This is a genomic window from Terrirubrum flagellatum, assembly GCF_022059845.1.
GTDB lineage: Bacteria > Pseudomonadota > Alphaproteobacteria > Rhizobiales > Beijerinckiaceae > Terrirubrum > Terrirubrum flagellatum.
In genome coordinates, this window is sequence record NZ_CP091851.1 from 2,241,546 (window position 1) to 2,255,292 (window position 13,747).

Genomic DNA, 13,747 nt, shown 5'->3' on the forward strand with positions numbered 1-13,747 from the left:
CCCCCTTGTGGGGGAGGTCGGCGCGCAGCGCCGGGAGGGGGGTGACAAGAATCGCGACTTGGTCGCGAGAGTTCGAGGCTGACCTATCCCCCTCTCCAACTCTCCCCCATAAGGGGGGAGAGGGTTTCGTCTGCGCTACGTCGCGCATTTTCTTGCAATGCTTGGAACGTGCTTACTGCACGTCCGCCATGACGCGCATCGACAGGATCTTGTCCGGATCGCGCACCGGCTCGCCGCGCTTGATCTTGTCGACATTCTCCATGCCTTCGACGACCTTGCCCCACGCCGTGTATTGCTTGTCGAGGAAGCTCGCATCGTCGAAACAGATGAAGAACTGCGAATTCGCCGAGTTCGGATTCGCCGCGCGCGCCATCGAGCAGACGCCGCGCTGATGGCTCTCATCGTTGAACTCGGCCTTCAGATCAGGATATTCCGAACCGCCCATGCCGGTGCCGTGCGGGCAGCCCGTCTGCGCCATGAAGTCTTCGATGACGCGATGGAAGACGATGCCGTCATAGAATTCCTCGCGCGCGAGCTTCTTGATGCGCTCGACATGGCCGGGCGCGAGGTCCGGCCGCATCGCGATGACGACCTTCCCCTTGGTGGTTTCGAGGATGAGCGTGTTTTCCGGATCGAGGCTCATGAGGATGTCCTTGTGAGGGGTGAGAGGATCAGATGGCCGTGGACGGCGCATCGAAGATGAAGCGGATCGAGATCGGCCGGCCTGCGGCCGACGCTCCGAACCTGTTGCTCAAGGGGAATGGCGCGCACTGCGCCACCGCCCTCCTGATCGACGCGGTCAGCGCCTCGCGCTGGGCGTTCGACGCCAGGCGGCTGACATAGGTCACGCGCGGCTCTCCGACAAGCGCGCCGTCCCGGGTCAGGCTGAAGCGGATCGTGGCGTCGAGCTTCGTTTTCGCAAGATCGGCGGGCGGCAGCCAGCATGACCGGATGAAGTTCCCGAGACCGCGCGGATTGTCGATGGCGTTCGGCTTCTCCGCCTGCTGCGACAGGTGAATGTCGCCGCGAATGCCATCGCCGCCGAACGCGCGCTGACCGCGCCGGAGTTGCAGCAACGGCCGATCGGGATCGGCGTAGGGACCCGTCGTTCCCGGGAGATAGCGCTGCCCCGTTGGCGGCGGCAGGGCCGGATTGACCGCAGGCGGCAGCGCCGGATTGTCGAAAGGCGGCGGCAGGCCGAGATCGCGCGTCTGCTGGCCGAAGGCCGCATTCGCAACCAGGCCGGTCGCGATGCAGCCGATCAGGGCGGCCGCGCGGCGCATCGCGCTACTTCGCGTCGGCCAGCATCCGCATGCGCACAATCTTGTCTGGGTTCGAGACCTGGCCGTTCTGCGCCGAGGAGCCCTTCTTGATCTTGTTGACGACATCCATCCCCGACACCACCTCGCCCCAGATGGTGTACTGGCCGGTGAGCGGAGCGCAGCCGTCATAGCAGATGAAGAACTGCGAATTGGCCGAGTTCGGATCCTGCGCGCGGGCCATGCCGACGCTGCCGCGCTGGAAAGGCTGCGGCGAAAATTCGGCCGGGAGATTCGGCAGGTCGGATTTGCCCGTGCCGGTGCCGGTGGGATCGCCGGTCTGGGCCATGAAGCCGTCGATCACGCGATGGAACACGATGCCGTCATAGAAGCCGCGCTTGGTCAGCGCCTTGATCTGCTCGACATGTTTCGGCGCGAGATCGGGACGCAGGCGGATGACGATGCGGCCGTCTTTCGTGTCGAGCGCAATGGCGTTGTTGGGATCGACATTCTGGGCGTGCGCCGTGACGGCGAGCAGGGAAAAGGCCGCGGCCGCAATAATCTTTCGCATGACGTCTCCAGGGAACGCGCCCGTCAGGGGCGCGGAAATTTCTGCTTCAAACGGGCGACGACCGAAGCCGGCGCAAACGGGCTGACATCGCCGCCCATCGCCGCGATCTGGCGGACAAGCGTGGCCGTGATGGGGCGGACCAATGGCGAGGACGGCAGAAACACTGTCTGGATGTCAGGCGCCATCACCGCGTTCATGCCGGCCTGCTGCATCTCGTAATCGAGATCCGTGCCGTCGCGCAGCCCGCGAATGATCATGGTCGCGCCGACGCGCGCGGCCGCCGCGACGGTCAGGTCCGAAAAGGTCGTGACCTCGACGACCGAGCCCGTCTCTTTCTCGATCGGCGCCGCGACCTCGCGGATCAGCTCGGTGCGTTCGTCGACGGAGAACAGCGGCGTCTTGTTTGGATTGACGCCGATCGCGACCACCACCTTGTCGGCGATGCGACAGGCCTCTCGCAACTGATCGACATGCCCGTTGGTGACCGGATCGAATGAGCCGGGATAGAAGGCGATGCGGTTCTTGGCCATGCTCGTCAGCGCGAAGGCGGCGGGACGGCGAGGGTTAGCCGGCCGGGACGCGGGCCGCAAGGCCGCCCCGGACTACTCCGCCGGCTGGCCTGCAAGTCGCGGCGGTTCGCGGCGGCCCTCGGCCCAGACGAGCCAGAGCCCGCCCGCAACAATGAAGCCGGCGCCGATCCAGACCGAAGCCGGCGGCCACTCCGCAAAGAGCAGCGAACCGAACAAAGTCGCCCAGAGAAGCTGCGTATATTGCATCGGCGCGACGGTGGCGGCGCGCGCGATCCGGAAGGCGGTCATGGAGAACCATTGGCCGACGACCTGCGTCGCCGCCATGCCGAGGATCAGCAGCAGCATCTTCGGCTCGATCGGCTGAAGATCGAAAATCGAAATGGCGCCCGCAAGCAGCATGAAGCAGCCATTGCTCCAGGCGTAGATCGTCGCCTGACTCTCGGTGCGCGTGAGCAGGCGCAGGAGCGCCATGGAGAAGGCCCAGGTCGCCGCGGAAAAGATCGCGAGCAGAATCGCGAAGGCCTGTCCCTCGCCCGACGGGCGCAGGATGATGAAGCATCCGATCAGGCCCAGGACGAGGGCGACGATCTGCGGCGGGCGAATTTGTTCGTTGAGCACGGGCGCCGAGACCAGCGCCACCAGCGACGGCGCGATGAACATGATCGCGGTGATCGTCGTCAGCGGAAGTTCGCGCAAAGCGACGAAAAAGGTCAGCACCGACGCGCCTTGCAGCGCGCAGCGCAGAAGATGCAGGCCCAGCTTCTGCGTGCGTATGACAGGCCTGCCGCGCCGCGCTTCGGCGATGAAGAGCGGCGTGACCAGCAGCAGCACGAGAAAGCTGCGGATCGCGATGATCTGCGTCGCCGGCGCGATGGCGACTGCGAGCTTCGACATGGAGTCGCCGGCCGAGATCGCGGCGAAAGCCGCGGCGTTCGCGGCGATGCCGGCGAGCGGCCGTTCCTGCGACGCGGCGTTCGACGATTTTTCGTCGGGGAGATCGACGCTCACGCCGCGCGCTCGCTGCGCATGAGCCAGTATCCGCCGACCATGATGAGCGCGGCGCCGAGCCAGATCGTCGCCTGCGGCCATTCGTTGAAGAACAGCATGCCAATCAGCGTCGCCCACAGAATCTGCGTGTATTGCGCCGGCGCGACCGTCGCCGCGGGCGCGAGCTTCAGCGCCGTCATCGACAGGAGCTGGCCGACCACCTGAAACACCGCCATGGCGGCGACCACGAGCAGGATGGAGGGTTCGATCTGCCGCCAGTCGAACGCGGCGACGGCGCCGCCGAGAATCATCGGGGGAAAATTGCCCCAGGCGATCAGCGTCACCCGGCTTTCGGTGCGCGTCAGCTTGCGCAGCAGAATGACGGAAAGCGCCCATGAGGCGGATGAGGCGAGCGCCAGCAGCATGAAGGCGACTTCGCCCTCGCCGCGTGGCCGGACGATCACCATGCAGCCGATGAAACCAAGCGCGATCGCGCCCCACTGATGCGGCTTGATGCGCTCGCCAAGCACGGGCACGGCGCCGAGCGCGATGAAAACAGGCGCGATGAACACGATCGCGGTGAAGGTCGTCAGCGGCAGATATCGCAGCGCAGCAAAGCCTGTAACAGTGGCGCCGAGATGCAGCATGACGCGCGCAAGATGCAGCGTGGGACGCGCCGTCGCGAGCACCGGCCGTCCCTTGCGCATCGACATCAAGAACACCGGCGCGAACAGCGCCAGCAGGAAGATGCTGCGCAGCGCGATCGTCTGCGCGAGCGGCGCGTCGGTCACCGCGACCTTGGTTAACGCGTCGCCGCCGGCGGCGAGCATGAACGAGGCTGCATTGGCGGCGATGCCCGCGAGCGGCCGCTCGCCTGGCTGACTCCCCGCCTTGTCTCCCTCGCCCATATCAGTCCTGTGTGGTTGCAACCTCTTCTAAGGCGAAAGCCGGACAATGAGCCCGGCTTTCTCAGAATGCTCGCGATGCGGAGGGGTCAGAGCGGCCTGGAGCATGGCGCGAAAAAGTGGGAACCGGTTTTTCGCGACGAACGCTAGCGTTCGCGCTGCAAAAGCCATGCTCTAAACTGTTGGAGTCGATCACGTTCCCGCATTTTGATTGATTCGATCAAAATGCGGCGTGATCTAACGCGCTCACGATGCGTCGTTGTCTCCGTTCTCGTCATCTTCCTCTTCGCTGACGCGCTCGACGCTGACGACGCGCTCGTCATCGGCGGTGTTGAAGACGATCACGCCCTGCGCGGCGCGGCCGGCGGTGCGGATGCCATCGACCGGGCAACGGATAAGTTGGCCGGCATTGGTCACGAGCATGATCTGGTCGCTGTCCTCCACGGGGAAGGAGGCGACCAGTCTGCCATTGCGTTCGTTCACCGCCATCGCGGTCACGCCTTTGATGCCGCGGCCGGACACGCGATATTCGAAACTCGAGGTGCGCTTGCCGTAACCGTTCTCGGAAACGGTCAGCACGAATTGTTCGGCTGCGCCCATCTCGACGTAGCGCTCCTGCGAAATCGCGACCTCCGCGGACGCGCCTTCCGACTCGCCTTCAGCCTCGCCATTCTCCTCGACCGCGCTTTCGCCGGCGACGGCGCGACGCATCTTGAGATAGGTCGAGCGCTCGTCCGGCGTCGCGTCGAAGTGGCGAAGAATCGCCATCGAGATCAGCGCATCGCCTTCAGCGAGCTGGATGCCGCGCACGCCCATGGATGTGCGTCCCTGGAAGACGCGAACATCTTCAACCGAGAAACGCACGCACTGGCCGCGCGCGGTCGTCAGCAGGACGTCATCCTGCTCCGTGCAAATCTCGACGTCGAGAATGCCCTCGCCTTCATCGGGCTTCATGGCGATCATGCCGGAGCGGCGCACATCGGCGAAATCTGAGAGCTTGTTGCGACGCACCGTGCCGCGCGTCGTCGAGAACATGACGTCGAGCTTTTCCCACTGCGCCTCATCCTCGGGCAGCGGCATGATGGTGGTGATGCGTTCGCCAGGATCGAGCGGCAGGATATTCACCAGCGCCTTGCCGCGCGACTGCGGCTCGGCGACCGGCAGCTTCCACACCTTCAGCTTGTAGACCTGTCCCATCGAGGAGAAGAACAGCACCGGTTGATGGGTATTGGCGACGAACAACCGCGTGACGAAATCCTCATCGCGCGTCGCCATGCCGGAGCGGCCCTTGCCGCCGCGACGCTGCGCCCGATAGGCCGACAGCGGCACGCGCTTGACGTAGCCGGCGTGGCTGACAGTGACGACCATGTCCTCGCGCTGGATCAGGTCCTCGTCCTCGACGTCGGACTCCCATTCGACGATCTCGGTCTTGCGCGGCGTCGCGAAGGCGTCGCGGATGTCCTTCAGCTCGTCCTTGATGATCGTCATGATCCGCACGCGCGACGACAGGATGTCGAGATAGTCGCGGATCTGCTCGGCGAGCTTGTTCAGCTCCTCGCCGATCTCCTCGCGGCCAAGCGCGGTCAGGCGGCGCAGCGGCAGGTCGAGGATGGCGCGCGCCTGCATTTCCGACAGCTTGTAGGTTCCATCCTCGCTGACGCGATAGCGGGGGTCATCGACAAGCGCGATCAGCGGCGCGATGTCGCGCGCCGGCCAGTCGCGCGCCATCAAACCTTCACGCGCCGCATTGGCGTCGGGCGCGTTGCGGATGAGCGCGATCATCTCGTCAATGTTGGCGACGGCGAGCGCGAGGCCGCACAGAATATGAGCGCGTTCGCGCGCCTTGTTCAGGCGATATTTCGTGCGCCGCGACACAACAGTCTCGCGGAACTCGACGAAGGCCGCGAGCAGATCCTTGAGATTGAGCGTCTCCGGCCGGCCGCCATTCAGCGCCACCATGTTCGCGCCAAAGGTCGTCTGCAGCGCGGTGAAGCGATAGAGCTGATTGAGCACCACGTCGGCCATGGCGTCGCGCTTGATCTCGATCACGATGCGCATGCCGTCGCGGTCGGATTCGTCGCGCAGATCGGCGATGCCTTCGACGCGCTTCTCGCGCACCAGTTCGGCGATGCGCTCGATCAATGCAGCCTTGTTGATCTGATAGGGAATTTCCGTGACGATGATGGCGTCGCGGTCTTTCCTGATCTGCTCGATCGTGTGACGCGCGCGCATCACGATCGAACCGTTGCCCTTGAGATAAGCGGCGCGCGCGCCGCTGCGGCCGAGGATCAGCGCGCCGGTCGGAAAATCCGGGCCGGGCACAATCTCGATCAGCTCCTCGATAGCGATGTCGGGGCGATCGATCAGCGCAGTCAGCGCATCGATGATCTCGCCGAGATTGTGCGGCGGAATGTTGGTCGCCATGCCGACAGCGATGCCGCCGGCGCCGTTGACGAGCAGATTGGGAAATTTCGCGGGAAGGACGACGGGCTCCCTCTCGGAGCCGTCATAGTTGTCCATGAAATCGACGGTGTCCTCGTCGATATCATCGAGCAGCTTGAGCGTGAGCTTTTCGAGGCGGACCTCGGTGTAACGCATGGCCGCCGGCATATCGCCGTCGACCGAGCCGAAATTCCCCTGCCCGTCGATCAGGGTCGCGCGCATGGAGAATTCCTGCGCCATGCGCACCAGCGCCATGTAGACGGACTGGTCGCCGTGCGGGTGATATTTACCGATGACGTCGCCGACCACACGGGCGGATTTGCGATAGGGCTTGTCAGGCGTGTAGCCGTTCTCATGCATCGAGAAGAGGATGCGCCGATGCACGGGCTTCAGGCCGTCGCGCGCGTCGGGCAGCGCCCGGCTCACGATCACGCTCATGGCGTAATCGAGGTAGGAGCGCTTCATCTCGTCGGTGATGGAAACGGGCTTGATGTCGCCGCCCGGAATGGAGCCGGAGGGCGGAACTCTGTCGTCGGTCAATGCGCGACTCTTCGCTGCGGGAAAGACTGGATTTCCTAGCTTATTTCGCGCCGCAGCGCCAAGCCTAAAGCGCGCCCTTCACTGCTAATTTTATGATTATTTATCAATGCTTTGCGCAGCGTCAGCAGGCTGCGCGCTCAGCCGATCGCGACCAGCGCCGCGGTCGCGTCGTCGCTGCGCTTCCAGCGCGAGAATCGGACCGCTTCGGGATCGACTTCCTCCTCGATCGTCCTGAGCCGCAGGGCGAGCCGCGCAAGACCGCTTTCGAGCGCCGCCGGAATGAAGGCGGACGCGCCGATATCACGAAAACGCAGCTCCAGCGCCGCGAATCCGTCGGTCATCAGGAGCGCATGCGCCGGGGCGTTGAGTTCGATGCGCGCCCGCTTCACGCGCGGCGCGAAGCTCGCGTCGGGCGCAAGGATCGCGGCGAATTCCGGCGTGTTGTAGCGGGCGCGGCCGGCGCGAAGCTGCGCCAGCGCGTCCTGCGATCGTAGCCGCTCGGCCAGGTCCTTGATCCCTACGGGGACCTGGTCCGCCTCCTTCGCTTCGCTGGCCGGCGTCGCGCCGAACGCCTGCAGTTCTCCGTTCGCTCCGACAAGGATGACGCGGCAATCGCCGAGCCACGCCAGTTCGCACGTCCGCCCGTCGATCGCGCTGAGCATCATGAAGGAGGCGCAGGGGATCTCCCAGCGCGCCTCGGGCTCGCGGCGACGCTCGCGCAGGAACGCGTATTCGAGATCGGCCGCGACGCTCTCCATCATGACAGCCGTGTCGGCGATCGCGGCGTGGCGCGCGAAAAGCTCGTTGGCGCGATGGGCCACCCAGGCGGCGTCGCTTGTCGTCGAGACGATGGGATCGCCGAGCCCCGTCGCGCCGTCGATCACCCAGGCGCGGTTGCGCGCCAGGCCATAGGCGTCCTCGTTCGGCTTCAGCCGCGAACCGGCGAGCGAAACGGCGTCGATGATGTCGAGCAGGTGGACCTCCACGAGTTGAGTCGACAGGATGCGGGAGCCGCGAGACTCCTCGATGTATGATTATCTTTCCAGCGCCATTGTGACGCTGCTCGTCACGCTCGATCCGCCGGCGCTGGCGCCGATCTTCCTCAGCGTGACCCGCGGCATGACGGCCGACGAGAGAAAACGGGTCGCGATCCGCGCCAGCCTGATCGCGCTGATCATCATGGCGTTCTTCGCGGTCGCCGGCGATGCGACATTGAAACTGCTCGGCGTCAGCCTCCCCGCCTTCCGCATCGCGGGCGGACTGCTGCTGTTCTGGATCGCGTTCGAGATGGTGTTCGAGCGGCGCAACGCCCGCAAGAATGACCTCGCCGAGACCGCCATCACTGAAGACCATATCCAGAACATCGCCGCCTTTCCCCTTGCCATCCCGCTCATGGCCGGGCCCGGCGCGATCACGGCGATGCTGCTGCTCGCGGGACGAACTCAAGGCGACATGCTGCTGATGTCGCTTCTGCTCGTCGTGACGGCGGCGATGATCGGCGTCTGCCTCGTTGTTTTCCTGCTCGCGGAGCCGATCGCGCGCATGCTGGGAACAACGGGCAATATCGTGCTGACGCGGCTGCTCGGCGTGATCCTCGCTGCGCTCGCGGTGCAGTTCCTCATCGATGGGGTGAAGGCCGCGTTCAGACTGACCGGCTAGAGCATGGCGCGAAAAAGTGGGAACCGGTTTTTCCGCGACGAACGCGAGCGTTCGCGCTGCAAAAGCCATGCTCTAAACTTTTGGAATCGATCACGTTCCCGCACTTTGATTGAATCAATCAAAGTGCGGGAACGTGATCTAGCGCGCGCGATTCATTCAGGGCAGAGTCACCAGCATCGCGGTGGCGTCTTCGCTTTTGCGCCATCTCGGAAAGTGATTGCAGTCGGGATCCATATCCTCTTCGATCTTGCGCAAGCGGGCGACAAGGCGCGCCAGCCCGTGCTCGACGGCCGAATGCACGAAGGCGGGCTCGGCGATATCGAGATAGCGCAATTCGAGCGCCGCAAAGCCGATCGTCATCAGCAGCGCGTCGGCCGGACGCTTCAGCTTGACCTTGCTCCGCTTCACCAGCGGCGCGAAAGCCTTGTCGGGCGCAAGCATACCCTGCTGTCCCGGCAGATTGTACAGGGCGCGCCGGGCGCGAAGAAACTCCTGCGCCTCGTCCGAGCGATATCTCGCGGAGGGGTCCTGCGCCTTGAATTTCACGATGGCCTGCGATTCCTGCTCCTCGCTGCTCGGCGTCGCGCCGAAGGAATGGACCGAGTTGTCGGAGCCGTGCAGGATCGCGCGGGAGGTTCCAAGCCACGCCACCTCGATCTCGCCGCCGCGCAGCATCGTCATCATGACGAAGGCGGCGAAAGGAGACTCCCACCTCTCCTGCAGCGTGCGGCATCGCTCCTGGACGAAAGTCTGCTCCAGATCGCACGCCACATTCGCCATCATTTCCTGGGTGTCGGCGATATGGGCGTGGCGGGCGAAAAAATAATTCACCCGGCGGGACAGCCAGGCGCCGCCGCTCGATGACGCCATCACGGGCTCGGCGATATCGGCCAATCCATCGATTACCCAGGCCCGATTCCAAGCCCGACCCATAGCGTCCTCATTGGCCTTGAAGCGCGATCCAGCGATCGAAATCGCGTCGAGATAGTCGAGCAGCGTCACCTCCTCAGGCGACTGATTCCTAACAGAGTCGGCGCCAGAGGCGAAGCACACAGGGATTCAAGGGTTATTCGCGAATTAAGCGGGCGCTTTGGCGGCGGTTCACGCTTCAACCGCCGAACAGGACCTTGTGCATGATCCGTCCCGGCATAAAGGCGAAGAAGCCGGCGACCCCGAGCGCAAGCCCGAACAGGATGAGCATGGATCGGCGATGGCGGCGCACGTCGTGGGCGCGCGCCGCGGCGAGCCCCATCGGAATGGTCGCGAGCGTCAGGACCGAAAGAAGATGGATCGGGCTGAAAGGCCCGATCACGCGAAGTTCATGAATAAGGAAAGAGCTGGCGGCGACGATCGCCATCAGCGACAGCCAGACATAGCCAACAAGACGATGACGCGTCGTACCCTTGGGCGCCAACAATTGCCAAAGCCCGAGCCCAAATGCGCCGGTCGCCGCAAAGGCGTGCGCGATAACAGGCGCCGATGCGTTGAGCAGCGGCGCGAGCGTCATCCCTATCAGCCGGCGACCGGCTGAGCCCGCGGCTCGGGCTCCTCCACCGGAACGTCGAGCGGCGGCAGGTCGCCATCCAACGCGGCGGCGAGCTTCGACTTGTCGAGTTCGCCTTCCCAGTTCGAGACGACGACCGTCGCCACGGCGTTGCCGATGAAATTCGTCAGGGAGCGACATTCGCTCATGAAGCGGTCGATGCCGAGGATGATCGCCATGCCGACGACGGGCACGCTCGGCACGACCGAGAGCGTCGCCGCCAGCGTGATGAAGCCCGCGCCGGTGACGCCGGCCGCGCCTTTCGACGACAGCATCGCGACGGCGAGCAGCAGGATCTGGTCGCCGAGCGAGAGGTTGATGTCCATCGCCTGGGCGATGAACAGGGCGGCCATCGTCATGTAGATGTTGGTGCCGTCGAGATTGAAGGAATAACCGGTCGGGACCACGAGGCCGACCACGGGACGCGAACAGCCGGCGCGCTCCATCTTCTCCATCAGGTTCGGCAGCGCCGATTCCGACGAGCTCGTGCCGAGCACGATCAGCAGCTCTTCCTTGATGTAGGCGACGAGTTTGAAGATCGAGAAGCCGTTGGCGCGCGCGACGAGCCCAAGCACGCCGAACACGAAGATCGCCGAGGTGATGTAGAAGGTCAGCACCAAGAATAGCAGATTGCCGATCGTGCCGATGCCATATTTGCCGATGGTGAAGGCCATGGCGCCGAACGCGCCGATCGGCGCCACCTTCATGATGATGTGGACGACGCCGAACATGGCCTGCGTCGCGACCTTGAAGAAGTCGAGAACGAGCTTGCCCTTGTCGCCCATGAAGGACAGGCCGAAGCCGAACAGGATCGCGAACAGCAGCACCTGCAGGATTTCGCCTGACGTGAACGCGCCGACGACCGTCGTCGGAATGATGTTCATCAGGAAGTCGAGGATCGAGGAGTCGTGCGCCTTGCTGGCGTAGCTGGCGACCTGCTTCGGATCGAGCGTCTTGGGATCGATATGCAAGCCGGCGCCTGGATGCAGCGTATTCGCGACAATGAGTCCGATGATCAGCGCAAGCGTGGAGAAGCAGAGGAAATAAACGAGCGCCTTGACGCCGACGCGCCCGACCTTCTCGAGATCGGACATGCCGGCGATGCCGGCGACGACGGTGAGGAAGATCACCGGCGCGATGATCATCTTGATCAGCTTGATGAAGGCGTCGCCCAGCGGCTTCATCGCCTCGCCATACTGCGGCCAGAAATGACCGAGGAGGACGCCGATCACGACCGCGATCAGCACCTGGACATAGAGGATTTTGTAGAAGGGCGGACGAGCCCCCGCGATGGCGCCGTGCATTCAAACCTCCCTGTTCGGCCGTTCTGCGACAGCCTGTTTGTCATTGCTTATTGCGCGCGCATCGCGCGCCGAAGCCGGTTCGTCAAGCCCGGCCGGCGCCTCGATTGTCGTCAGAGCGTCTCGAGGAGTCGAGCCATCAGCTTCCGGCGCGGCTCGACTGACGAGATCAACGCATATTCCTGGAGCGTGTGGGCGCCGTCGCCATCGACGCCAAGCCCATCGAGCGTGGGAACGCCAAGCGCCGCCGAGAAATTGCCGTCCGAGCCGCCGCCGGTGAGCGGCTGCTCTCCGAGATCGAAGCCGATCACGGCGGCGAGTTCGCGCGCATGGGCGTAGAGCGACGCAACGTCAGCGGTGCGCTCCATCGGCGGCCGGTTCATGCCACCGCTCACGATCACGCGCACATCGGGATCATGCGGCTTGAGGCCGAGAATCCGGCGCTCGAACTCTTCGCCGTCAGCCACCGTCACCACGCGCAGGTCGACGCTGAAGGAGGCCTTCTGCGGAATGACGTTGGCGGCGGTGCCGCCGCGCATGAGGCCGACGCAGGTGGTCACGCCGCGGGCATAGTCCGTCATGTCCTCGATCGCGAGAATCTGGCGCGCCGCCTCGCGGATAGCGCTGCGTCCGAGTTCATGCTTGCCGCCGGAATGAGCCGGCCGCCCCTCGACATGGACCTCGAAGCGGCCGACGCCCTTGCGCCCGGTGACGCATCGTCCGCCATCGCGCGCCGGCTCGGTCACCAGCACAAATGCGGCGTCGCGCGAGACGTCCTCGATCGCGGCGCGCGAGGTTGGGCTGCCGATCTCCTCGTCCGGCGTGAACAGGAAGCTCATGGGGCGGCGCGCCAGCCCGGATTTCGCCGCCTCCTTGAAGGCCTGGAAAGCCAGCCACGCGCCGCCCTTCATGTCGTAGACGCCGGGGCCATAAAGACGATCGCCTTCAGTCCGCAGGGCGAGATCGACATCCTTCGTGCCGACTGGATGAACCGTGTCGAGATGCGAAAGCACCGCGATCCCCTTCGCCCCGTTACGCGGCCCGGCGCGCAGCAGGAGCATATCGCCGAGGCCCTGGCGGCCGGCGATGCGCTCGACATCGACGCCCGCGCCCCGCGCTTCGGCGGCGACGAGATCCATCATCGCATTCACGCCGGCGACATGATGCGTCGGGCTTTCGGTGTTCACCCAGGCAATAAGAGCGGAAAGATCGATCATGAAATGACAAGTCCCAGCACGGCGAAGGCCGCGCCAAGGCTCATTTCATTATTCGCCGGCCAATGAAATAGGACCGCCCGCCGCACGTTGCGGCATTTTTTGCTGGCGCAACGTTTTGCGGAAAACCGGCTCTCCCTTTTCCGCACGTTGCGCCTAGAACGGAATATCGTCGTCCATGTCGCTGTGCTTGCCGCCGCCGACTTTGGCCGGCTGGCGCTCCATCGGCGAGGAGCGGCCATAATCGCTGCCGCCGCGTCCCGACGACACGCGCTCGCGGCCGCCGCCATAATCTCGCGAACCGCCGCTGTAATCATCATCGCCGCCCTGCTCGCCACGGCCGGTTAGGATCGTCAGCTCGCCGCGATAGCGCTGCAGCACGATCTCGGTCGTCTTGCGCTGGTTGCCGTCCTTGTCCTGATATTCGCGGGTCTGGAGCTGGCCCTCGATGTAAACCTTCGTGCCTTTCTTCAAATACTGCTCCGCCACCTTGGCGAGGTTCTCATTGAAGATGACGATGTTGTGCCATTCGGTGCGCTCCTTGCGCTCGCCCGACGCCTTGTCACGCCAGGTCTCCGAGGTGGCGACGCTGAAATTGACCACGGGATCGCCGGAATTGAGCCGCCGAACTTCGGGGTCGCGCCCCAGATTGCCGATCAGCATGACCTTGTTGAGACTGCCCGCCATCGCTCCCTCCGCGTTCGAGCTACCGTTCCGAGGATTTCCCCTAGCGTGAAACCCTGACCTCCGTGAGGCGGGCCGGACGCCTGCCCACAGGAATTCTTGCGACATAATT

Annotated in this window: 14 protein-coding genes; 1 reads left to right on the forward strand and 13 read right to left on the reverse strand. The window is 64.5% G+C overall.

All coding sequences use genetic code 11. The features are described 5' to 3' along the window. Positions 1-172: 172 nt before the first annotated feature. The 8 genes from L8F45_RS10870 to L8F45_RS10905 form a co-directional block, all read right to left on the reverse strand. Entirely contained in the window at positions 173-643 is a 471-nt protein-coding gene (locus tag L8F45_RS10870) for a peptidylprolyl isomerase (RefSeq protein WP_342362885.1), read from the reverse strand. 28 nt (positions 644-671) lie between these two features. Further along, positions 672-1,283 (reverse strand): hypothetical protein, encoded by a 612-nt coding sequence (locus L8F45_RS10875; protein ID WP_342362886.1) that lies wholly within the window; start codon positions 1,281-1,283, stop codon positions 672-674. A gap of 4 nt (positions 1,284-1,287) precedes the next feature. Further along, the gene (locus L8F45_RS10880) at positions 1,288-1,830 is read right to left on the reverse strand and encodes a peptidylprolyl isomerase (RefSeq protein WP_342362887.1); all 543 of its coding nucleotides are present in this window, start codon (positions 1,828-1,830) and stop codon (positions 1,288-1,290) included. Between the two features lie 23 nt (positions 1,831-1,853). Beyond that, positions 1,854-2,360, reverse strand: a complete 507-nt coding sequence (gene coaD / locus L8F45_RS10885) for a pantetheine-phosphate adenylyltransferase (RefSeq protein ID WP_342362888.1) — start codon at positions 2,358-2,360, stop codon at positions 1,854-1,856. A gap of 72 nt (positions 2,361-2,432) precedes the next feature. Beyond that, entirely contained in the window at positions 2,433-3,368 is a 936-nt protein-coding gene (locus tag L8F45_RS10890) for a DMT family transporter (RefSeq protein ID WP_342362889.1), read from the reverse strand. Then, on the reverse strand, positions 3,365-4,255 hold the full coding sequence (locus L8F45_RS10895) for a DMT family transporter (protein WP_342362890.1): 891 nt from the start codon (positions 4,253-4,255) through the stop codon (positions 3,365-3,367). The genes L8F45_RS10890 and L8F45_RS10895 overlap by 4 nt, the downstream gene beginning before the upstream one ends. Before the next feature lie 243 nt (positions 4,256-4,498). Continuing rightward, positions 4,499-7,234: a DNA gyrase subunit A gene (gene gyrA, locus L8F45_RS10900; RefSeq protein WP_342362891.1), complete on the reverse strand. Its 2,736-nt coding sequence runs from the start codon at positions 7,232-7,234 to the stop codon at positions 4,499-4,501. Positions 7,235-7,371: 137 nt separating this feature from the next. Continuing rightward, a complete protein-coding gene (locus tag L8F45_RS10905) occupies positions 7,372-8,220 on the reverse strand; it encodes a protein phosphatase 2C domain-containing protein (RefSeq protein WP_342362892.1) in 849 nt (282 codons plus the stop codon). A 40-nt stretch (positions 8,221-8,260) separates the two neighbouring features. On the opposite strand from L8F45_RS10905, the gene L8F45_RS10910 reads away from it, so the two are divergent. Continuing rightward, the gene (locus L8F45_RS10910) at positions 8,261-8,893 is read left to right on the forward strand and encodes a MarC family protein (RefSeq protein WP_342362893.1); all 633 of its coding nucleotides are present in this window, start codon (positions 8,261-8,263) and stop codon (positions 8,891-8,893) included. A 156-nt stretch (positions 8,894-9,049) separates the two neighbouring features. Here the strand turns inward: L8F45_RS10910 and L8F45_RS10915 are convergent, their stop codons facing one another. From L8F45_RS10915 to ssb, 5 genes are all read right to left on the reverse strand, one after another. Continuing rightward, complete coding sequence (locus L8F45_RS10915; RefSeq protein ID WP_342362894.1) at positions 9,050-9,895, reverse strand: hypothetical protein; 846 nt, start codon at positions 9,893-9,895, stop codon at positions 9,050-9,052. A gap of 106 nt (positions 9,896-10,001) precedes the next feature. Then, on the reverse strand, positions 10,002-10,400 hold the full coding sequence (locus L8F45_RS10920) for a DUF2306 domain-containing protein (RefSeq protein ID WP_342362895.1): 399 nt from the start codon (positions 10,398-10,400) through the stop codon (positions 10,002-10,004). Positions 10,401-10,405: 5 nt separating this feature from the next. Continuing rightward, the gene (locus tag L8F45_RS10925; RefSeq protein WP_342362896.1) at positions 10,406-11,740 is read right to left on the reverse strand and encodes a dicarboxylate/amino acid:cation symporter; all 1,335 of its coding nucleotides are present in this window, start codon (positions 11,738-11,740) and stop codon (positions 10,406-10,408) included. 110 nt (positions 11,741-11,850) lie between these two features. Further along, on the reverse strand, positions 11,851-12,954 hold the full coding sequence (locus L8F45_RS10930) for a M20 family metallopeptidase (RefSeq protein ID WP_342362897.1): 1,104 nt from the start codon (positions 12,952-12,954) through the stop codon (positions 11,851-11,853). Positions 12,955-13,107: 153 nt separating this feature from the next. After that, the gene (ssb, locus tag L8F45_RS10935; protein WP_342362898.1) at positions 13,108-13,638 is read right to left on the reverse strand and encodes a single-stranded DNA-binding protein; all 531 of its coding nucleotides are present in this window, start codon (positions 13,636-13,638) and stop codon (positions 13,108-13,110) included. Positions 13,639-13,747: the final 109 nt, after the last annotated feature.

What these genes read in the sequence shown, in the direction of transcription:
- L8F45_RS10870 (WP_342362885.1), bottom strand. Translation starts at nt 643, where the DNA reads ATGAGCCTCGATCCGGAAAACACGCTCATCCTCGAAACCACCAAGGGG.
- L8F45_RS10875 (WP_342362886.1), bottom strand. Translation starts at nt 1,283, where the DNA reads ATGCGCCGCGCGGCCGCCCTGATCGGCTGCATCGCGACCGGCCTGGTT.
- L8F45_RS10880 (WP_342362887.1), bottom strand. Translation starts at nt 1,830, where the DNA reads ATGCGAAAGATTATTGCGGCCGCGGCCTTTTCCCTGCTCGCCGTCACG.
- coaD (WP_342362888.1), bottom strand. Translation starts at nt 2,360, where the DNA reads ATGGCCAAGAACCGCATCGCCTTCTATCCCGGCTCATTCGATCCGGTC.
- L8F45_RS10895 (WP_342362890.1), bottom strand. Translation starts at nt 4,255, where the DNA reads ATGGGCGAGGGAGACAAGGCGGGGAGTCAGCCAGGCGAGCGGCCGCTC.
- L8F45_RS10910 (WP_342362893.1), top strand. Translation starts at nt 8,261, where the DNA reads ATGTATGATTATCTTTCCAGCGCCATTGTGACGCTGCTCGTCACGCTC.
- L8F45_RS10920 (WP_342362895.1), bottom strand. Translation starts at nt 10,400, where the DNA reads ATGACGCTCGCGCCGCTGCTCAACGCATCGGCGCCTGTTATCGCGCAC.
- L8F45_RS10925 (WP_342362896.1), bottom strand. Translation starts at nt 11,740, where the DNA reads ATGCACGGCGCCATCGCGGGGGCTCGTCCGCCCTTCTACAAAATCCTC.
- L8F45_RS10930 (WP_342362897.1), bottom strand. Translation starts at nt 12,954, where the DNA reads ATGATCGATCTTTCCGCTCTTATTGCCTGGGTGAACACCGAAAGCCCG.
- ssb (WP_342362898.1), bottom strand. Translation starts at nt 13,638, where the DNA reads ATGGCGGGCAGTCTCAACAAGGTCATGCTGATCGGCAATCTGGGGCGC.